17 protein-coding genes are annotated in these 18,508 nt (G+C 72.9%); 10 read left to right on the forward strand and 7 right to left on the reverse strand.

Annotation, left to right across the window (positions count from 1 at the left end; translation table 11 throughout):
* A complete protein-coding gene (locus B446_RS03015) occupies positions 1–1,503 on the forward strand; it encodes an oxygenase MpaB family protein (RefSeq protein ID WP_052352113.1) in 1,503 nt (500 codons plus the stop codon).
* Positions 1,504–1,575: 72 nt separating this feature from the next.
* On the opposite strand, the gene B446_RS03020 is transcribed toward B446_RS03015, so the two are convergent.
* Positions 1,576–2,703: a LacI family DNA-binding transcriptional regulator gene (locus B446_RS03020; protein WP_043474625.1), complete on the reverse strand. Its 1,128-nt coding sequence runs from the start codon at positions 2,701–2,703 to the stop codon at positions 1,576–1,578.
* Between the two features lie 232 nt (positions 2,704–2,935).
* Here B446_RS03020 and B446_RS03025 point away from each other — a divergent pair, with 232 nt between their 5' ends.
* The 7 genes from B446_RS03025 to B446_RS03055 all read left to right on the forward strand — a co-directional run bounded on the left by B446_RS03025 (position 2,936) and on the right by B446_RS03055 (position 9,694).
* Entirely contained in the window at positions 2,936–4,132 is a 1,197-nt protein-coding gene (locus B446_RS03025; protein WP_020937933.1) for an ABC transporter ATP-binding protein, read from the forward strand.
* 16 nt (positions 4,133–4,148) lie between these two features.
* The gene (locus tag B446_RS03030) at positions 4,149–5,420 is read left to right on the forward strand and encodes a polyamine ABC transporter substrate-binding protein (RefSeq protein ID WP_020937934.1); all 1,272 of its coding nucleotides are present in this window, start codon (positions 4,149–4,151) and stop codon (positions 5,418–5,420) included.
* Positions 5,384–6,292, forward strand: coding sequence for an ABC transporter permease (locus B446_RS03035; protein ID WP_237751122.1), 909 nt, complete (start codon positions 5,384–5,386; stop codon positions 6,290–6,292). Before B446_RS03030 ends, B446_RS03035 begins: the two co-directional genes overlap by 37 nt.
* Positions 6,289–7,134: an ABC transporter permease gene (locus B446_RS03040; RefSeq protein WP_020937936.1), complete on the forward strand. Its 846-nt coding sequence runs from the start codon at positions 6,289–6,291 to the stop codon at positions 7,132–7,134. Before B446_RS03035 ends, B446_RS03040 begins: the two co-directional genes overlap by 4 nt.
* Before the next feature lie 68 nt (positions 7,135–7,202).
* Positions 7,203–8,204: an SIS domain-containing protein gene (locus tag B446_RS03045; protein ID WP_020937937.1), complete on the forward strand. Its 1,002-nt coding sequence runs from the start codon at positions 7,203–7,205 to the stop codon at positions 8,202–8,204.
* A gap of 115 nt (positions 8,205–8,319) precedes the next feature.
* Positions 8,320–9,204, forward strand: a complete 885-nt coding sequence (locus B446_RS03050) for a PfkB family carbohydrate kinase (RefSeq protein WP_020937938.1) — start codon at positions 8,320–8,322, stop codon at positions 9,202–9,204.
* Positions 9,205–9,340: 136 nt separating this feature from the next.
* Entirely contained in the window at positions 9,341–9,694 is a 354-nt protein-coding gene (locus B446_RS03055) for a hypothetical protein (protein WP_020937939.1), read from the forward strand.
* A gap of 121 nt (positions 9,695–9,815) precedes the next feature.
* Here the strand turns inward: B446_RS03055 and B446_RS03060 are convergent, their stop codons facing one another.
* Positions 9,816–10,991: a S1 family peptidase gene (locus B446_RS03060; protein WP_043474629.1), complete on the reverse strand. Its 1,176-nt coding sequence runs from the start codon at positions 10,989–10,991 to the stop codon at positions 9,816–9,818.
* A gap of 330 nt (positions 10,992–11,321) precedes the next feature.
* Here B446_RS03060 and B446_RS03065 point away from each other — a divergent pair, with 330 nt between their 5' ends.
* Positions 11,322–12,134 carry an SGNH/GDSL hydrolase family protein gene (locus B446_RS03065; protein WP_020937941.1) on the forward strand — a complete coding sequence of 271 codons (813 nt, stop codon included), beginning with the start codon at positions 11,322–11,324 and terminating at the stop codon, positions 12,132–12,134.
* 199 nt (positions 12,135–12,333) lie between these two features.
* Here B446_RS03065 and B446_RS03070 read toward each other — a convergent pair whose 3' ends face one another.
* On the reverse strand, positions 12,334–13,326 hold the full coding sequence (locus B446_RS03070) for an RNA polymerase sigma-70 factor (protein WP_020937942.1): 993 nt from the start codon (positions 13,324–13,326) through the stop codon (positions 12,334–12,336).
* Complete coding sequence (locus tag B446_RS03075) at positions 13,323–14,255, reverse strand: NAD-dependent epimerase/dehydratase family protein (protein ID WP_020937943.1); 933 nt, start codon at positions 14,253–14,255, stop codon at positions 13,323–13,325. Before B446_RS03075 ends, B446_RS03070 begins: the two co-directional genes overlap by 4 nt.
* Positions 14,256–14,554: 299 nt before the next feature.
* Here B446_RS03075 and B446_RS03080 point away from each other — a divergent pair, with 299 nt between their 5' ends.
* Positions 14,555–15,307 (forward strand): CDP-alcohol phosphatidyltransferase family protein, encoded by a 753-nt coding sequence (locus tag B446_RS03080; protein WP_052352114.1) that lies wholly within the window; start codon positions 14,555–14,557, stop codon positions 15,305–15,307.
* Positions 15,308–15,844: 537 nt separating this feature from the next.
* On the opposite strand, the gene B446_RS03085 is transcribed toward B446_RS03080, so the two are convergent.
* From B446_RS03085 to B446_RS03095, 3 genes are all read right to left on the reverse strand, one after another.
* Positions 15,845–16,801 carry a hypothetical protein gene (locus B446_RS03085; protein WP_043474632.1) on the reverse strand — a complete coding sequence of 319 codons (957 nt, stop codon included), beginning with the start codon at positions 16,799–16,801 and terminating at the stop codon, positions 15,845–15,847.
* 111 nt (positions 16,802–16,912) lie between these two features.
* A complete protein-coding gene (locus B446_RS03090) occupies positions 16,913–17,524 on the reverse strand; it encodes a TetR/AcrR family transcriptional regulator (protein WP_043474635.1) in 612 nt (203 codons plus the stop codon).
* Positions 17,525–17,571: 47 nt separating this feature from the next.
* Entirely contained in the window at positions 17,572–18,474 is a 903-nt protein-coding gene (locus B446_RS03095; protein ID WP_020937947.1) for a 3-hydroxybutyryl-CoA dehydrogenase, read from the reverse strand.
* Between the last annotated feature and the right edge of the window lie 34 nt (positions 18,475–18,508).

Raw genomic sequence — 18,508 nt, forward strand, 5'->3', positions numbered from 1 at the left:
TTGAGCAACGCAGACGGCCGCCGCCCCAGCGGCCACGACGCCCGTGACGAACGCACCTCGGAGACGGGGAGCGGCGCGGAGCAGCACCCCTCGTTCGGCCCGGGCTCGCAGTTCGACCAGTTGTTCAACGACCCGCGCTGGGCGCTCGCCATGGTACGGGCGACCGTGCTGGAGGCGGCGCACCCGCAGATCGGCGGGGCGCTGATCGACAACTCCACCTTCGTCGCCCACCCTTGGCGGCGGCTGCGCAACACGTTCCTGAGCCTGCAGCGCATGTTCGGCGCGGACGACCACGTGCGCGCACGGGAGGCGGCGCGGCTCAACCGCCTGCACGCCCGGCTGAACGGAGTCGACGCGCAGAACCGGCCGTACGACGCGATGGACCCGGGTGTGCGGGCCTGGGTGGTCGCGACGCTGTTCGAGAGCGCCGTCACCATGTGCCGGCTGAGCGGTCAGCCCATGCAGCCCGACGCGGTGGAGAGGTTGTACGGCGAGTTCCGGGCCTACCTCGCCGCGCTGGGGGACGAGGCCGGTCAGCTGCCGCCCACGCTGGGCGAGTTCTGGTCCTACTACGACCGCATGGTCGAGGAGGAACTGGAGAACACCGAGGCGATGCGCGTCATCCTGTACAAGCTCTTCGACCACCTCCCCGCTCCCCCGCTGCTGCACGGCCTGCCCACGCTGTGGGCGGCGGGACGGGCCGTCGCGGGCCCGGCCATCGGAGCGATCACCGTGGCGTCCCTGCCCGAATCCTTCCGCCGCCGGGCCGGCCTGCCGGAACTGCCCGGCGCGCAGACCCTGATGCAGGGCGCCTACCTGGCCGTCGGCCTGGCACGTTTCCTGCCCGACGGCTGGGTCAAGGCCCAGAACATCGCCGATCTGCTGGCCCTCTCCCCCGGCAGTGACGACCCGCGGGCCAGGACGGTCGAGGCCCTGCGCGAGCAGATGCAGCGCGCCGGGGCCCTGCTCCGGCTCATCACTCCGTCGGTGCCCGAACCGGAGCCCGCGGCGCCGCCGTCGGCGGGACGGCGCGGCACGGAGGAGTTCTTCCGCGACGTGCTCGACCAGACCGGCGACGGACACCTCACCTGGCCGGACCTCGCCGCGATGGCCCGGGAACTGTCCAGCCGCCTCGACCTGGACGAACCCGAGGAGACCCGGCTGTACGACGCCTTCGCCGCCTGGTGGCGCGAGCTGCAGACGGCCCTCGACACCGACGGCGACGGCCGCGTCAGCGCCGAGGAGTTCGCGGCGGCCGCTCCGACGCTGGCCGGTCCGGCGCTGATCAGAGCCGCCGAGGTGCTCTTCGACGTCACCGACAAGGACGGTGACCAGCGTATCGACGCGGCCGAGTATCGCGCCCTGTTCCGCACCGGCTTCCACCGCGACACCACCGCCGACACCGCCGCGTACACACGGGGCGCCTTCGTGCAGGACTTCCTGACCTTCATGGCGGGCCGGCAGCGGTCCACGCCCTACGACCCGCTGTTCGCCGACGCCTGAGGCGGCGGTCGGCGGTCGGCGGTCGGCGGTCGGCAGCAGGGCGTTCCCGGGGCGGCCGGGCCCGCCCCGCGGTCACCGCGAAGCGGCGTCCGCCCCCGGCGAGGAGTCCGACGGTGCCCGCAGGCGCCGTACCCGCGCCGGTGCCGGGCCGGTCGACTCACGGTCGATGTAGGTGGTGTGCAGGGTGTGCCGACGCGGCCGGGCGGCGGTGCCGTTGATCCGGCGGATCAGGATGTCGGCGGCGAGTCCGCCGAGTTCCTGCACGGGCTGGCTGACCACGCTCAGCCGGGGCCGGATGAGCGTGGTCCACTCCGCGTCGTCGAAGCCGATGACCGAGACGTCGCCGGGGATGCGGGCGTCGAGGTCGAGGAGGGCGTCCAGGGTGCCGAGGGTGGCCACGTTGTCGGTCGTGAACAGTGCGGTGGGCCGGTCCGCCGAGGTCATCAGCTCCAGGACGGCGGACCGCGCCCACGCCCGGTCGTACCCGGTGTGCCGGATCAGCTCGGCGGAGCGCGGGATGCCGGCCGCGCGCAGGGCCTGGCGGTAGCCGGTGACGCGTTCCGTGGTGGTCCAGATGTCCGCGCCCGGCGCGAGGCGGGTGCCGTCGTCGCCCGGCATGGCCGAGGTGATCACGGCGATGCGGGTGTGCCCGGCGTCGGTGAACCGGGTCACGGCCGACTTCACCGCCCCGCGGTTGTCCACGACGACCGTGTCCAGGGCGGCGCCGGTCACCACACGGTCGAGCAGCACCACCGGGATGCCGGCCGAGACGGCCCGGGCGAGGTGTTCGTCGTCGGTGGCGGCCGGGGCCACCACGAGTCCGTCCACGCGCCGCTCGATGAAGAGCTGGACCGCGGCCTTCTCCTTCGCGCTGTCCTCGTCGCTGTTGGCCAGGACGGCCTGCAGCCCCGCCTTGCCGGCGACGTCGGCGACACCGCGCACCGCACGGGCGAAGTAGGCGTTCTCCACGTCGGCGACGACCACGCCGAGGGTGTCGGTCCGGCCGCTGATCATGCTGCGGGCCACCGCGTTGGTGCTGTAGCCCAGCTCGGCGGCGGAGGCCAGCACCCGTTCCCGGGTCGCCGCGCTGGCCGACCCGTACCCGCCGAGGACACGTGCGGCCGTCGCCTGCCCCACCCCGGCGTGCCGGGCGACGTCCGGGATGGTCACACGGCGTCGCGGCTGTGATGCAGGGGGCATGTCCGGTTCTTCCTTGTCGGCCCGGTGAACGCCGGGCAACGGGAGGGCGGGATTCAGCGCCATTCAACCATTGACGCGGGGCCGAGGGCCGTGGGTAAGGTACGACCGCGTTGGTAACGTTATCAATCCAGCCACCAGCACACCCCCGCCTGCCGTCCCCCGGACGGCCGTCCCCGCGTCCCCGCCCGGCGGCCGCCCGCTCTCCCCTACCCGAACTCCGGAGGTCTCCGCGATGGCAACCGACACCCTCCCGCCGCCACCGGCCGCCGCAGGCCCGGCCATCACCCTCGTCGACGTGGTCAAGGACTTCGGCGGCGTCCGCCACGGAGCCGCGGTGCGAGGTGTCGACCTCACCATCGCCGAGGGCGAGTTCTTCTCCCTGCTGGGCCCGTCCGGCTGCGGCAAGACCACCACGCTGCGGATGATCGCCGGCTTCGAGGAGCCGAGCGGCGGGCAGATCCTGCTGCACGGCCGGGACATGGTCGGCGTCCCGGCCAACAAGCGGGACATCAACATGGTGTTCCAGTCCTACGCGCTCTTCCCGCACCTGAGCGTCGCGGACAACGTGGCGTTCGGACTGCGTCGCAAGCGGGTCGCCAAGGACGAGATCCACGACCGCGTCGACCACATCCTGCACACCGTCGAGCTCACCGAGAAGGCCGACCACCGGCCCCGGCAGCTCTCCGGCGGCCAGCAGCAGCGGGTGGCCCTGGCACGGGCTCTGGTCAACCGCCCGCGCGCGCTGCTCCTGGACGAACCGCTGGGCGCGCTCGACCTGAAGCTGCGGCAGTCGATGCAACTGGAGCTCAAGCGCATCCAGCGCGAGGTGGGCATCACCTTCGTCTACGTCACCCACGACCAGGCCGAGGCGCTGACCATGTCGGACCGGATCGCGGTGATGAACGCCGGTCTGATCGAGCAGGTCGCGCCCCCGCAGGAGGTGTACGAGCGCCCCGCCACCGCGTTCGTCGCAGGGTTCATCGGCACCTCGAACCTGATCAGCGGCCGGCTGACCACCGCGGGTCCGCAGGGCGGGGTGATCGACCTCGGCGACGGACAGCGCGTCACCGTGCCGCCGTCGGCCTCGCTCGCCACCGGTGCGGAGGTCCAGCTCACCGTACGGCCCGAGAAGATCACCCTGACCACGGGGCCGTCCGGGGACGCCAGCCGCGTCCGGGGCACCGTCGGCGAGGTGGTCTACCTGGGCACCTCCACCAATTACACGGTGGCCACCGGCACCGGCGCGGAGATGACCGTCTTCCAGCCCAACGACGGCACCGCGGCCGCCGCGCCGTCGCGCGGCGACACCGTCTGGCTGTCCTGGGCCACCGCCCACTCCTTCCCGCTGGGCACCGCGGCCGCCGCACCGGCCGCGCCCGCCACCGCCGGCCGGGCCGTCCCCGAGTCCGGTTCCCTCACCCCGAGCTGACGACAGGTCGACCACCATGCCCCACCAGCCCACACCGTCCGCGCCCTGGCTGCGCGGACTGACCGAGCCACGCTGTTCCCGGCGCGGTCTGCTGCGCGCCGCGCTCGGCGCCGCCGCGCTGGCTCCGCTCGCGGCGTGCAGTGTCCCCGGCGCCCGCAAGCCCGTGCCGCACACCTCCGCCCAGATCGCCGCCGCCGTCGACGGCTTCTGGACCGGACGCGAGAAGCGGGGCCGTCTCAGCTTCGCCAACTACACCCAGTACATCGACACCGATCCGGGCGACCAGAGCCGGCACCCCACCATGGACGCCTTCACCCGCGAGACCGGCATCCGGATCTCCTACGACGAGGTGATCGACGACAGCGCCTCCTGGTTCGGCAAGATCCAGCCGGAGTTCGCCTCCGGGCAGGGCATCGGCTACGACCTGATGGTGGTGGGCGGCGACAGCTACCTGTCGAAGTACATCGAACTGGGCTACCTCGCCCCGCTCGACCACAGCAGACTGCCCCACTTCGCCGAGCGCGGCGGTGCCGCGTTCAAGAACACCTCCTTCGACCCCGGCAACGTCTACACCGTGCCCTGGCAGTCCGGCATGACCGGCATCGGCTACGATCCGGCCAAGGTCGGCCGGAAGATCACCAGTTGGCAGGACCTGCTCGACCCGAAGCTGCACGGCAAGGTCGGCATGTGGAACGACGCGGTACAGATGGGCAACATCGCCCTGCTGGCCGTCGGTGTCGACCCGGAGACCTCCACCCACGCCGACTGGCGCAAGGCCGCCGCCTGGCTGCGCGGGCAGCGCGACGCCGGCCTGGTCCGCTCCTACAGCACCTCCACCTACCAGTCCTCGCTCCAGCGCGGCGACCTCTACGCCTCGCTGGTGTACTCCGGCGACGTCTTCCAGGCCAACCAGAGCGGTTCGCACCTGGAGTTCGTCATCCCCGACGAGGGCGGACTGCTGTGGACCGACAACCTCTGCATCCCCTCGACGGCCGCGCACCCCGTCGACGCCCTCACCTACATGGACTACGTCTACCGCCCCGAGGTCGCCGCGCGGATCAGCGAGACGGTGCAGTTCGTCTGTCCCGTCCCGGACGCCCAGCCGGTGATCGCACGGGACGCGGCCGCCGCCACCGGCAAGCGCCGGCACCTGCTCGGCTCCCTGAGCACCAGCCCCCTGGTCTTCCCGACCAAGGCCGACCAGTCCAAGCTGCGCCACCTGCGGGTGCTCGACGAAACGGAGGAGAAGCAGTGGAACGCGCTGTTCGAACCGATCTACCAGTCCTGACCCGCCGCAGGCGGCGCCCGGGCCCGGTCCTGGCCCCCTATCTGCTGGTGCTGCCGGGCTGGCTGTGGCTGGCCGCCTTCTTCGTGACCCCCGTGATCGTCATGGTCTCGCTGTCCCTGCAGACCGGTGACTTCATCGACGGCTTCCGCCAGACCTTCCACTTCCGCACCTACGCCGACGTGGTGGAGACCTACCACGTGCAACTGGTCCGGTCGCTGGTCTACGGCGCCGCCGCGACCACCGCCTGCGCCCTGGTGGGCTACCCCGTGGCCTACTGGATCGCCTTCCGGGCCGGCCGGCACAAGTCGGTGTTCCTCTTCCTGCTCCTGCTGCCGTTCTTCGTCTCGTTCGTCATCCGCACCCAGTCCTGGAACGTGGTGCTCGCCGACAACGGCGTGGTGCTCGGCCCGCTGAAGCATCTCGGGGTGCTGCCCGCCGACTTCCACGTGCTGGCCACCCCGTACGCGGTGATCGGCGGACTGACCTACAACTTCCTGCCGTTCATGGTGCTGCCCGTGTACGTGGCGCTGGAGCGGGTGGACGCCAAGGTCATCGAGGCCGCCACCGACCTGTACGCCTCCCGGGCGGGCACCTTCTGGCGCGTGGTGCTGCCGCTGTCCCTGCCCGGGGTCTTCGCGGGCGTGCTGCTGACCTTCGTGCCCGCCTCCGCCGACTACGTCAACGCCGGCATCCTCGGCGGCCCCTCGACCACCATGGTCGGCAACATCATCCAGACCGAGTACTTCACCAACCTGAACTACCCGGCCGCCGCCGCCCTGTCCTTCGTGCTCATGGGCGCCCTGCTGCTCGCCGTGTTCACCTACGCCCGCGCCCTGGGCACCGACGACGTGCTGGAGGCGGCCGCGCGATGACCACCCACACCGTCGCCCCCGCGCAGGACACCCCGACAACCGGGCCGGCACGTGGCGTTCGCCGTACGCGCCGCCGCCCGACCCTGACGGTCTACACCTGGCTGGTGCTGGCCTGGTTGCTGCTGCCGATCGCCGTCATGATCCTGTTCGGCTTCAACGACACCCACAGCAAGGTGAACTTCACCTGGCAGGGCTTCACCCTCACCTGGTACCGGCACCTGTTCGCCATCCCCAACCTGACCTCGGCGCTGGTCAACAGCCTCACCGTCGCCCTGGTCGTCACCGTGGTCGCCACGCTCCTGGGCACCCCGATCGGCCTGGCGTTGGGCCGGCACCGCTTCCGCGGCCGCGGCTCCGTGGACCTGCTGCTGTTCGCCGCCATCGCCGCCCCCGAGATCGCCCTGGGCGCCGCCCTGCTGTCGCTGTTCATCGTCCTCGGCGTGCCCCGCGGCTACTGGACCGTCGTCATCGCCCACGTGGCGTTCTGCATCCCCTACGTCGCCATCACCGTGCGGGCCCGCATGGCGGGACACGACCCGACGCTGGAGGAGGCGGCCCGGGACCTCGGAGCGGGGCCCTGGACGGCCTTCCGGCTGGTGACCCTGCCGATGCTGCTCCCGGGTGTGGCGTCGGGCGCGCTGCTCTGCTTCGCCCTGTCCATCGACGACTACGTCATCACCAGCTTCAACGCCGGCCGGACGGTCACCTTCCCGCTGTGGGTGTACAGCGCCAGCCGTACCGGCGTGCCCCCGCAGGTCAATGTCATGGGAACGCTGATCTTCGTCGGCGGCCTGGTCATCGCCGGTGCGAACGTCCTGTTCTCCCGGCGCCGCGCGGCCTGAACGCCCGCGCTCGCACACACCGGCCCGGTCACGGCCGGTGCGGAACAACCCTCGAAGGAAACCTCACCGTGCTCAAGTTCAACGAAGCCGAGTTCGTCGCTCAGACGGAGAGCCTCGTCGCCCTGCGCCCCCGGATCGAGGAGGTCGTCGACCGCCTCCACGGCGAGGGCTACGACAACGTCCTGCTCGTCGGCGCGGGCGGCACCTACGCCCAGATGTGGCCTTACGAGCACCTGGCGCGGCGCGCCTCGACACTGCCCGTGCGGGCCGCCGTCGCCGCCGAGCTGGTCGTCTCCGGTGACGCCCGTCTCGGCGAGCGCACCGTCGCGGTGTTCACCTCCGTCTCCGGCACCACCGAGGACAGCCTCAGGGCCATCGAGTACTGCAAGGGCAGGGGCGCGCACACCATCGGCTTCACCGGCTACCCGGACTCCCCGGTCGCCCGAAGCGTCGACACCGCGCTGGTGTCCGAGCCCAAGGCATGGCCGTTCGACGTGCAGATGCTGCTGTTCACGCTCCGACTGCTCTGCCTGCGCGGTGAGTTCGAGGGGTACGAGCGTCTCGCCGACGAACTCGCCGCCCTGCCGCGGATCCTGGTGGACGTCGCCCGTCGGGCGGAGCCGGTGGCGTCCGACTTCGCCGAGGCCCACAAGGAGACCGACTACCACTTCCTCATCGGCGGCGGCAACCTGTGGGGATTCACCTACCTGTACTCCATGTGCATCCTGGAGGAGATGCAGTGGCTGCGCACCACCCGGGTGCACAGCGCCGAGTTCTTCCACGGCTCGCTGGAGCTGCTGGAGGAGGACACCAGCGTGCTCCTCTTCCAGGGCGAGGACGAGACGCGGGCGCTGACCGACCGGGCCGAGGCGTTCGCGCGGCGCGTCTCCAAGGACGTCACCGTCTTCGACACCCGCGACTACCCGCTGGACGGCATCAGCCCCGAGTTCCGCGGGCTGCTGTCCCCGCTGGTCATGGACACCGTGATGGACCGGGTCAGCAAGCACCTGGAGCGGGTGCGCGACCACTCGCTGGACCTGCGCCGCTACTACCGCGTCATGGACTACTGACCGCGGCCCGTCCCACCCCACGTCCATCCGCCTCGCGTGCCGGTGCCCGGGCACCGGCACGCCCCGAGCGGGCGCCGCGCACACCCGCGCGGCGCCCGCGCCCCAGGAGACACTGATGAACATCCTCGGTTTCGGCGACAACGTCGTGGACCGTTTCGTGGACCGCGGCATCGACTACCCGGGCGGCAACTGCGTCAACGTCGCCGTGTACGCGCGCCGGCTCGGGGCCGACACCGCCTACCTGGGGGTGTTCGGCGACGACGACCTCGGCGCCTTCCTCCGTACGGCCGTGGCGGCCGAGGGCGTCGCCGTGGAGCGCAGCGTGGTGCGGCACGGCGAGTCCGGCGTCTCCACCCTGCACGTCCGGGGCGGCGACCGGGTGTTCCTCGACTACAACGGCGGCGGGGTCACCGTACGCGAACCCCTGGTCCTGGACGGCGACCTGCTCGCCTACGCGGCGTCGTTCTCGCTCGTGCACTCCAGCGTCTACTCGCGCACCGAGAGCGAACTGCCCAAGCTCGCCGCGGCGGGCCCGCTGGTCAGCTTCGACCTCTCCGACGACGAGGAGTTCCGCACTCCCGCCTACCTGGACCGTGTCTGCCCCCACCTCGACCTGGCCCTGCTGTCCTGCTCGGACCTGGACGAGGCGGCCACCCGGAGGCTGCTGGAAGCGGTGGCGGCACGCGGGGCGGGCATGGTGCTGGCGACCCGCGGTCTGGCCGGGGCCGCCGTGTACGACGGCCGGACGCTGGTCACGGCGCCGGCCCACACGGCGGACGCCGGCTCCATGGCCGACACCATGGGCTGCGGTGACGCGTTCCTCGCCGGTTTCACCGTGTCGCTGCTCCAGGACGGCTGGTCCCGGGGCAACCCGCCGGCGGCGGCCGCGCTGGAGCGCGCCCTGCGGCACGGCGCCCGGTCGGCGCACGACCAGTGCTTCGTGGAGGCGGCTTTCGGCCGCGGCCGGCCCACCACCACCGCCGGTCCCACCGCCGCCTGACCCACCGCCGCGGTGGGACCCCGCCGTGCGCCGATCGGCCGACCGGGGGCGCACGCCGCGGAGTGACAGTTGTCATGCGGGACACCGGACGGTGGACACTGCGGACCCGACTGCTGCCGCCCCTAACGTAGTTCGCATGACGAAGAGCGACGGGGACACCCCGCGGAAGACCGATGTCAAGGTGAGCCTGATGGGCGGTCACCGCCTGGACGGAGCCACGCTCCACGAGCGCACCGTCACCGCGTCCCTCATCGGCGGTGCCGATGTCGACCTGACCGACGTCGACATCCCCGACGGCGCGGAGCTGCGCATCACCAAGCTGAGTCTGATCGGCGGTGTCAAGCTGCGGGTCCGGCCCGACGTCCGGGTGGAGGTCCACGGGCTGCGCCTGGGCGGGGTGACCGACGACGGCCCGAGCGAGCCGGGCGGTCCGACGGTCCGGATCGACGCCTGGGGCCTGCTCGGCGGTGTCACCGTCCACCGCGCGTAGGGCGGCGCGGCGCGGTCGGACACGGCGACGGACGGCGGCCCGGCGGGGGCCCTGCGGGGGCCCGCGACGGCCCGAGGGCCCTGCGCGCGAGGCGGAGGGCCCTCGGGTGACCGCGGGGCGGTCAGTAGGTGTGCAGGGTCAGGCCGTAGCGGTTGAGGATCTCGTTGACGGGCTGGAACCAGGTCTCGCCGCCGCTGCTGCAGTTGCCCCAGCCGCCGGAGGTGACGCCCTGGGCCTGGTCGCCGGTGATGAAGGAGCCGCCGGAGTCGCCCGGTTCGGCGCAGGCGTTCGTCCTGGTCAGCTGGTGCACCGCACCCTGGCTGTAGTTGACGGTCTCGTTCAGCGCCAGGACCGTGCCGCAGTGCCAGTGCGAGGTCGATCCGGACCGGCAGACCGAGGAGCCGACGGGGGCCACGGCCGAGCCGCGCACGAGCTGGTCGGGCACCGTGCCCCAGCCGAGCACGACCGGGACCGTCCACCAGCCGCTGCCGACGCTCACCCAGGCGTAGTCGTTGTCCGGGAACGAGGAGCCCTGGAAGGTGCCGATGTAGGAGCCGTCCCAGCCGTTGACACCCGCTCCGGGCTGGGCGCAGTGCCCGGCGGTGACGAAGCCGCCGTACACCGAGAAGCCTATGGAGCAGCGGACGTTGCCCGTGTAGTAGGGGTCTCCGCCGACCGTGCCGGCGGCCAGGGTGCGCGGGGCGGAACGGATGGTGCGGACGGTGACGGGGCCCGTCGCGCGGGCCCGGGACAGGAACCCCTGGACATCGTTGTCGGAGCGGGCGGAGCGGGCGATGTCGACGACGACCTTGTTGACCCTGGGGTCGACGTGCCAGCCGCTCACGCCGGCCGGGGCGGACATCCGGTCGATGCGGGCCTTGACGCCGTCCAGCAGCCGGGCGCTGTGCGCGACCGTACGGACGTCGGCGCCGGCCGTCTCGATCGCGCGACGGGCGGCCGGTGTGGCCCGCGGCGTGAGCGCCACCGTCAGGCGCCCGCGCGCGGGGTCGAACCAGGAGCCCGCGTAGGCGCCGCCGGCCGTGCGCCGCGCCACTGGGTCGAGCGCCGAGGCGGCCCGTTCGGCCCGGAGCCGGGTCTCGGCCTGTGCGCGGGTGAGGCCGAGGTCCCGCCGCATGGCGGTCAGGATCCCGTCGCCGGCGGGCGCGGCCGAGGCGGCAGGGGGCGCGGTCCGGCCGGTGGAGCCGGTGGCCGAGGCGGGGAAGGCGCCCGCGGCGCTCAGAGCGCCGACGATGAGGCACGCGGCCAGGAGTGGGTGCACAAGTCTTCCGCGGTGCATGGGAGTTGCCCTTCGTCGTTCCAGTGGTGGGGTGGAACAGCCGATTTCTGAGAGCGCTCTCATGTGGCGAGGCAGAGCCTAGCCATCCCTGAGCGTCAGGTCCATGCCAATGCAGGAGTTCCGTGTCCGGCTCTGCCGGACGGGTGACGGCCCATCGGGTGAAGCCGGACCGGGGAACGGCGGGCCGGGGCGGGCCCGGACCGGGCCCGCGCCCCTGGTAGGGGCCGGTCCGTCCGCCCGGCCGCACCGCGGGGAACATCTGTCAAGGCGGGCGGGCCGAAGGTACGGGCGCGCCGGGCGGAGCGCGCCGGGCGACGGTACACGGGAGGTATGCGACACTCCCGGACCGCGTCCTACGCGGCCTCCCTGCTCCTCGCCGCCGCCGGCGCGCTCGCGGGCCCGGCGACCGCGGAACCGGCGCCCCGCACGACGGCCACCGGCTATGTGGCCCTGGGTGACTCCTACTCGGCCGGCGTCGGAGCGGGCGACTACCTCGGCTCCGACGCCGGCTGTCTGCGCAGCGGCCGGGCGTTCCCCGCCCTGTGGACCGCGGCGCACCGGCCGTCCTCCTTCGCCTTCACCGCGTGCAACGGTGCCCGGACCAAGGACGTGCTGGCCGGGCAGCTCGGTCCGCTCGGTCCCCGTACCGGTCTGGTCAGCATCACGGTGGGCGGCAGTGACGCGGGTTTCGGCCGGGTCATGGCGACCTGCGTGATCCCGGGCCGCACCGCCTGCCTGTCCGCGATCACGGGCGCGCTGTCGTACGTGGACGGGACGCTCGCGGGCGACCTCGACCGGCTCTACGCGGCCATCCGGGTCAAGGCGCCCGCCGCCCGTGTGGTGGTGCTCGGCTACCCGCACTTCTACCGGCTGCGCGGCACCTGTGCGGGCGGCCTCCAGGACGTCGAGCGGTCGGCGCTCAACGCCGCGGTGGACCACCTCGACAACGTGATCGCGAGGCACGCCCTCGACCACGGCTTCGTCTACGCCGATCCGCGGACCACCTTCGCCGGGCACGAGATCTGCTCCGCCGGCCCGTGGCTGCGCAGCGTGACCTGGACGGATCTCACCGAGTCGTACCACCCCACAGCACCCGGCCAGGCGCTCGGCTACCTGCCGCTGTTCGCCGGCGCGGCGTTGTGAGGGACGCCCGTCGGCCCCGGCGGCGGCCGCCGGCCCATCGGTGCGTTCCGCACGGCTGGAGGAGCGACCGCGCGCACCACCTGGGGGCGCGGTGGCCAGGGCAGGAGCCGGGCCGCGGCCTCCGGGACGGCCCGGCGGTTGACCAGGAGCCGTCGTCCGACGCTGCCGGACAGGTGCGGCTGTCTCACGGCTTCCCCGGTCATGTCGGCCGAGGAGCTGACAAAGGGGTGGCCGGGGCCGGCTCGGGTTCGCCGGGGCGACGGGCCCGGCGTACCTCCTCGACGATCGCCCAGGCGTGCGCCACCGGGCCCACGTGTCCGAGTTTGTCGGGGTTGAGGACGGTGCGGATCGCCTGGATGCGGCCGTCGAGGATCTCCAGCGACCAGGTGTTGACGACCTTGCCGTCCCGGTCGCGGAAGACGGCACCCGGCTGGCCGTTCACCTGGCAGGGATCGACGACGCCGCCCACGCGCGTGAAGGGTGGGAGGAGGACGGAGAGCGCCCAGGCCACCTTGTCGGCGCCGAACACGCCCTTGCCCCAGCGCGGTGCCTTGCCCCCGCTGTCGCCGATGAGGTGGACGTCGACGGCGAGGAGTTCGCGCAGCCCGTCGACGTCGCCCTCCCTGAAGGCCTCGAAGAACCGTTCGGCGAGTTCCTCGCGTTCCTTGCGGTCGGCCGCGAAGCGCGGCCGGCCGGCGTCCATGTGCCGGCGGGCCCGCACCGCGAGCTGACGGCACGCCGGCTCGCCGCGTCCCACCGCCGACGCGATCTCGGCGAAGCCGAAGCCGAACACCTCCCGCAGCACGAAGACGGCCCGTTCCAGCGGAGTGAGCCGTTCGAGCAGGAGCAGGGCCGCCATCGACACAGAGTCGGCCAGTTCGGCGGAGCGGGCCGGGTCCTGGTAGGGGTCGGCGAGCAGCGGCTCGGGGAACCAGGGCCCCACGTACTCCTCCCGGCGGACCCGCGCGGAGCGCAGCACGTCGATGGAGAGACGGGTCACCACGGAGGACAGGAACGCCTTGACCGAAGCGGGGCGCGTGGTGGAGGTCTCGTAGCGGAGCCAGGTCTCCTGGACGGCGTCCTCGGCCTCGCTCACGCTGCCGAGGATCCGGTAGGCGATCGAGAACAGCAGTGGCCGCAGTTCCTCGAACTCCTCCGCGCGCGTGGTGCGGCTCTCCTCCGGCGCGCTCATGCCAGCTCCTCCTCGAAACCCTGGCGCCACGACGGGTGGCGCGGTTCCCAGCCGAGTTCGCGCTTGGCCTTCGCGTTGGAGAAGCCGCGCCCCTCGGTCATCATCACGACGGCCTGGTCACCGGCGAGCAGCCGGGCCAGCCACACCGGGACCCGTCGCGGCCGTTTCGCTCCCGCGCAGGCGGCCAGCCAGGGCAGCCACTCGCTCGCCGGTGCGGGTTCGTCGTCGACGACGTTGAACACGCCCCGGGCCTTCCGCTCGACGGCCAGGACGGTGGCGCCCGCCGCGTCGTCCAGGTGCACCCAGGAGCTGTAGCCGGTCCCCCGCCCGACGAGCGGGTACTGCCGCTTGCGGACCAGCTCGACCTGGTCGTCGATGGCGCCGGGGCCGTAGAAGGCGCCGTAGCGCAGGACGGCGCCGCCGGCCCGCAGGACGGCGTCCTCGGCGTAGCGCAGCGTCTCCAGGCCGGCCTGCGCCGCCGTGCCCTCCAGCAGGTCGAGCGGGTCCTCCTCGGTCTTCACCGGGCCGCCCTCACGGATCCCGTTCCAGCTGGCGTACCCCTGCGCGACGACATGGGGCACGCCGGTGGCCGCGGCCGCCGCCAGCAGGTGGTCCGTGCCCTCCCTGCGCAGCCGGTTGGTCTTGGCGAACCAGCGGTCCGGATGCTTGATGTCGGGTTTGCCGGCGTGTGCCGTGGAGATCGCGGTCATCTGGTGCACGACCGCGTCCGGCCGGGCCGCGGCCACGGCCTCGGCCACCGACTCCGCGTCCAGCCCGTCCATCACGACCCCGGTCGCGCCCAGCCGCCGCACCAGGTCCAGCCTGGCCGCGCGCGTCGTCGTGGCGGTCACCTGGTGCCCCCGTGCCACCAGTTGCGGCACCAGCCGCCGCCCCAGTACCCCGCTGCCGCCTGCCACGAACACCCGCATGATCGTCGTCCTCCAGGTTCCGGGACTCGTCTCTCCCGGACACGGGACGGCACAGCCCCGCCGTTTGTGACATCGGTGCGGCGGGCGGGGTGGCAGGGCGGCGGGGCGCCGCCCACGGCCGAACGGATGGATCTTGTGACCAGTCCGCTCGTCCCATCGGGTGGACGGCGCCCCGAAACCTACTTTGGGGCCATGAGTTCCCTGGTGACACCCTCAGCCGTGCCGGACACCGCCGCGCGGGCGCCTCTGAGAACTCCCGGGCGGTGATCGACCCACTGGCTCCTGTGCGAGGTTGAAGAATGGACTTCTCCAGTGCGCTGAGGCATCTCTCCGCGGCGCAGAAACCCGGTAGAGGAGTGTCCCTCTACACCCGGTTCGTCAACCGGCCCGCCGGCCGGCTGCTCGCGGCGGCCGCCCACCGCGCCGGGCTGACGCCCAACCAGGTGACCGCAGCCAGCGCCGCCGTCACCTCCACTGCCCTGGTCGCGATCGGCTGCTGCCGGCCCGCGCCGGCGCTCGGGCCCTGGGTCGCCCTCGCGCTGGTGCTCGGCTTCGCCCTCGACTCCGCGGACGGGCAGCTCGCCCGGTTGCACCGCACCGCGAGCCCGACGGGCGAGTGGACGGACCACGTGGTGGACTGCGGCAAACTGCTCGGCGTCCACGCGGCCGTCCTGATCTCCTTCTACCGCTTCTTCGACCTGCCGCATCCGGCCCTGCTGCTCGCCCCGCTGGTCTTCCAGTTCTCGGCCGTGCTGCTGTTCTTCGGCGGGATCCTGACGGAGCAGCTGCGCGGACGGCAGACCGGGCCGGACCCCGGGCCCCGCCCCCTCTCCGCCGTCCGCGGCGTGGCGCTGCTCCCGCTCGACTACGGCCTGCTGTGCCTGACGTTCGCGTTCCTGGGCCAACGGCAGGTCTTCTGCCTGCTGTACGCGACCCTGCTGGCCGCCCACGCGGCGCTGGTGCCCGCCTTCCTCGTCAAGTGGTACCGCGAGCTCGCCGGCCGGGCCCCGGCGGAACGGACGCATGCCCTCGCGTGGGGCCGAAGCGCCTGAGGAAGCCGGCGGGCGCGGGGCGCCCACCCCACGGGGGCCGGCGGGCCCGCACCACGGGGACCGGCGCGCCCTCCCCACCGACGGGCTGGGGCGCCCACGCCACCGGCGGGCCCGGAGCACCCGCGCCACGGGGGCCATCAGCCCCGACACCGCTGGCGGGCCTGGAACACCCACACCGATGGCGAGCCCGGGGCGCCCACACCGCCCGCAGGCCCGGGACGCCCATACCGCCCGCGGACCCGGAACGTCCACGCCACCGGCGGGCCCGAAGCACCCGCGCCACGGGGGCCATCAGCCCCCACACCGCCGGCGGGCCTGGAGCAGCCGCGCCACCGAGGGCCCGAAGCACCCGCGCCACCGGGACGCCCCCGGCCCCCACGCCACCGCGAACCCGGAACGCCCACACCGCTGGCGGGCCTGGGACGCCCACGCCACCGGCGGCCCCGGAGCACCCGCGCCACGGGGGCCATCAGCCCTCACGCCATGGGTGGACCCGGGTGCCCGCGTCACCCGGGCGGGCGCCCTTCGCTGTCGCGGTCACATGCCCGCGGACGCCCGCCGGTGTGCCTGGTCGAACTCGGTCAGCGCGTCGCCGCCGGTGTGCCACGGCCAGGCGCTGACGACGCCGCCGAGGGCTTCGAAGACCGGGTGGGCCTCGCGGCGCCGGTCGGCGGCCATCAGCGCGTAGGCGAGCAGGTTGAGGTCGGCGAGCGCCCTGGCGTGGCGCAGGAAGCCCGGCTGCGCCCAGGTGTGGGCCACCCGGTCGAGGGCCTGGGCCGCCATCGCCTGGGACCAGTGGTTGCGCGCGACCAGTGCCTCGAAGCCGCCCCGGTCGAGGACGGTGTGGTACTGGAACACCTGGGCGGTCAACTCCACCGCCGCGCAGGGCGCGTTGGCCGGCATCCGGGCGCTGAGGCCGTCGACGAACTCCAGGACCTGCATGCGCGAGCCGCACTCCTCCGGGGTGAGGTAGTTGAGCATGCTCAGGTAGGCCTCCCGGTTCCAGCGGTCGCGGCCGAGCACCTCGTTCCACACCCCGAACACCTGCGGCTGCTGCCAGCGTTCCAGCCGTGCCACGCCGAGCAGGGCGATCCAGGGCGTGGGGTCCTCGGGGGCGAGTTCCGCGGCCCGCAAGCAGCTCTCGATGACGTCGGTCCGGTCCTCCAGGTGTCCTCGCGAGCGGGCGCTCACCACCTGGGTCCAGGCGTGCAGCACGAGCGCGCTCGGGTTACGCGGCTCGCGCCCGGCCCAGGAGCCGGGCAGATGCGAGTCGGCGAGGAAGTCGGCGAGCACACCGATGCGGTGCGTCCGCCGGTCCCAGTCCCCCGGTTCCTGGTCGAGAACCCGGGAGATCTGCGCCACGCACAGGTCGGTCGTCGCGATCGTTCCGGTCCTCGTGGTCGCCAGGAGACTCTTCAGCAGTTTGCCCAGGTCCTGGTCGTCGAGTTCCGGGGCGAGACGCGCCCGTCTGCGGCGACTTGAAAGAAATGCCATGCCGGGAGGCTAGAGGGGCTCAGGATTCGCACAAGGCTTCCACCGAGATCGTTATCGATTACACGTCTCACCTGCGGGTTACCCGTCCGTACCGCGATACGGGCGGTCCGCTCACGTCTCGGGCAGCGCGTCCGGCAGGCCGAGCGCGGCGGACACCTGACGCCAGATGGCGGTGAGCGCCGTGTCGAGGGTGACGGCCGGGTCGCGCAGCATGAGGCGGATGCCGTAACCGTCGCTGAGGGACAGCACCAGGGTGCTGAGGCCGTCCACGTCGGCCGGCGCGAACTCGCCGGAGGCGATGCCGCGCCGGACCGCGCCGGCCACCCAGGCGTGCAGCTGCGCGTACAGGTCCACGGCGAAGGCCCGGGTGGTCTCGTCGCGCAGGGACCTGGCCCACAGCTCCTGCCACAGCCGCCAGTCCTGGCGCAGTTCGGGATCGGTGGGCAGCAGGCTGCGCAGGATGCGGGCCAGCACGACCGCCGCCGGTGCCGTCTCCGCGTCGCGTTCGGCGTCGAGGGCGGTGTTGGCGAAGGAGTGGGTCATCGCCTCGGTGAACAGCTTCTCGCGCGTGTCGAAGTGGTAGTGCAGCAGGGCCGTGGACACGCCGGCCCGCTCGGCGACCATGCGCATGCGGATCTTCTCGAAGCCGATCTCCGCGATGACCTCGCACGCCGCCGTCAGGATGCGCTCACGCGTGTCCGCCGTGCGCACTTTGGTCGACACCCTGCCGCTCCCCTCGTCCGGTGGTCGTAGGCCGTGACCATTTTTACTCACCTCGGGCCCGCCGGTGCGGCCGCCTCGGGTCGCGGGGCGGCGTCGTAGGTGTGGAAGCCCCGCCCGGACTTCCGCCCGAGCAGGCCGGCCTCGACCATCCGGGACAGCAGGGGCGGCGGTGAGTACTGCGGTTCGCGGAACTCGGCGTACAGCGATTCGGCGATGGCGCGGGTGGTGTCGAGGCCGATCAGGTCGGCCAGGGCGAGCGGCCCGAGCGGGTGCGCGCAGCCGAGGGCCATGGCGCGGTCGATGTCCTCGGCCGTGGCGCTGCCCGTCTCCACCATGCGGACGGCGGCCAGCAGGTAGGGCACGAGGAGCGCGTTGACGACGAACCCGGCCTTGTCCCGGGTCCGTACGACCTCCTTGCCGAGCGCGCCCGTCAAGAAGCTCTCCGCCCGGGCCGCGGTGGCGGGCGAGGTGAGCAGGGACGGGACGAGCTCGACGAGCCGCAGGACCGGTACGGGGTTGAAGAAGTGCACGCCGACGACGCGTTCCGGGCAGCCGGTCGCGGTGGCGAGCCGGATGACCGGGATGGAGGAGGTGTTGCTCGCCAGGACGGCGCGGTCGCCGGTGACCACCGCGTCGAGGCGGCGGAAGACGTCGAGCTTCAGGCGCTCGTCCTCGGCCACCGCCTCGATCACCAGATCGCGGTCGTGCAGGGCTTCGAGCTGGTCCACGACGGTGATCAGGGCCGCGGCCGCCTCGCGCCGTCCGGCGTCCAGCCTGCCGTGCGCGACGGCACGGTCGAGCGACCGGTCGATCCGCAGCCGTCCCGCACGGGCCGCCTCCGCGTCGCGTTCCACGACCGTCACGGGTACGCCGGCGCGCGCGCAGACCTCGGCGATGCCGGCGCCCATGAGGCCGCAGCCGACCACCCCCACGCGCTCGATGTCGGTCATCCGTCTTCCTCTCCGATGGGGGGTCCGTGTCGAT

The organism is Streptomyces collinus Tu 365 (assembly GCF_000444875.1).
Classification (GTDB): domain Bacteria; phylum Actinomycetota; class Actinomycetes; order Streptomycetales; family Streptomycetaceae; genus Streptomyces; species Streptomyces collinus_A.

Excerpts from the sequence above, each read along its gene's own strand:
- B446_RS03020 (WP_043474625.1), bottom strand. The coding sequence starts at position 2,703 with ATGCCCCCTGCATCACAGCCGCGACGCCGTGTGACCATCCCGGACGTC.
- B446_RS03025 (WP_020937933.1), top strand. The coding sequence starts at position 2,936 with ATGGCAACCGACACCCTCCCGCCGCCACCGGCCGCCGCAGGCCCGGCC.
- B446_RS03030 (WP_020937934.1), top strand. The coding sequence starts at position 4,149 with ATGCCCCACCAGCCCACACCGTCCGCGCCCTGGCTGCGCGGACTGACC.
- B446_RS03040 (WP_020937936.1), top strand. The coding sequence starts at position 6,289 with ATGACCACCCACACCGTCGCCCCCGCGCAGGACACCCCGACAACCGGG.
- B446_RS03050 (WP_020937938.1), top strand. The coding sequence starts at position 8,320 with ATGAACATCCTCGGTTTCGGCGACAACGTCGTGGACCGTTTCGTGGAC.
- B446_RS03055 (WP_020937939.1), top strand. The coding sequence starts at position 9,341 with ATGACGAAGAGCGACGGGGACACCCCGCGGAAGACCGATGTCAAGGTG.
- B446_RS03060 (WP_043474629.1), bottom strand. The coding sequence starts at position 10,991 with ATGCACCGCGGAAGACTTGTGCACCCACTCCTGGCCGCGTGCCTCATC.
- B446_RS03065 (WP_020937941.1), top strand. The coding sequence starts at position 11,322 with ATGCGACACTCCCGGACCGCGTCCTACGCGGCCTCCCTGCTCCTCGCC.
- B446_RS03070 (WP_020937942.1), bottom strand. The coding sequence starts at position 13,326 with ATGAGCGCGCCGGAGGAGAGCCGCACCACGCGCGCGGAGGAGTTCGAG.
- B446_RS03075 (WP_020937943.1), bottom strand. The coding sequence starts at position 14,255 with ATGCGGGTGTTCGTGGCAGGCGGCAGCGGGGTACTGGGGCGGCGGCTG.
- B446_RS03080 (WP_052352114.1), top strand. The coding sequence starts at position 14,555 with ATGGACTTCTCCAGTGCGCTGAGGCATCTCTCCGCGGCGCAGAAACCC.
- B446_RS03085 (WP_043474632.1), bottom strand. The coding sequence starts at position 16,801 with ATGGCATTTCTTTCAAGTCGCCGCAGACGGGCGCGTCTCGCCCCGGAA.
- B446_RS03095 (WP_020937947.1), bottom strand. The coding sequence starts at position 18,474 with ATGACCGACATCGAGCGCGTGGGGGTGGTCGGCTGCGGCCTCATGGGC.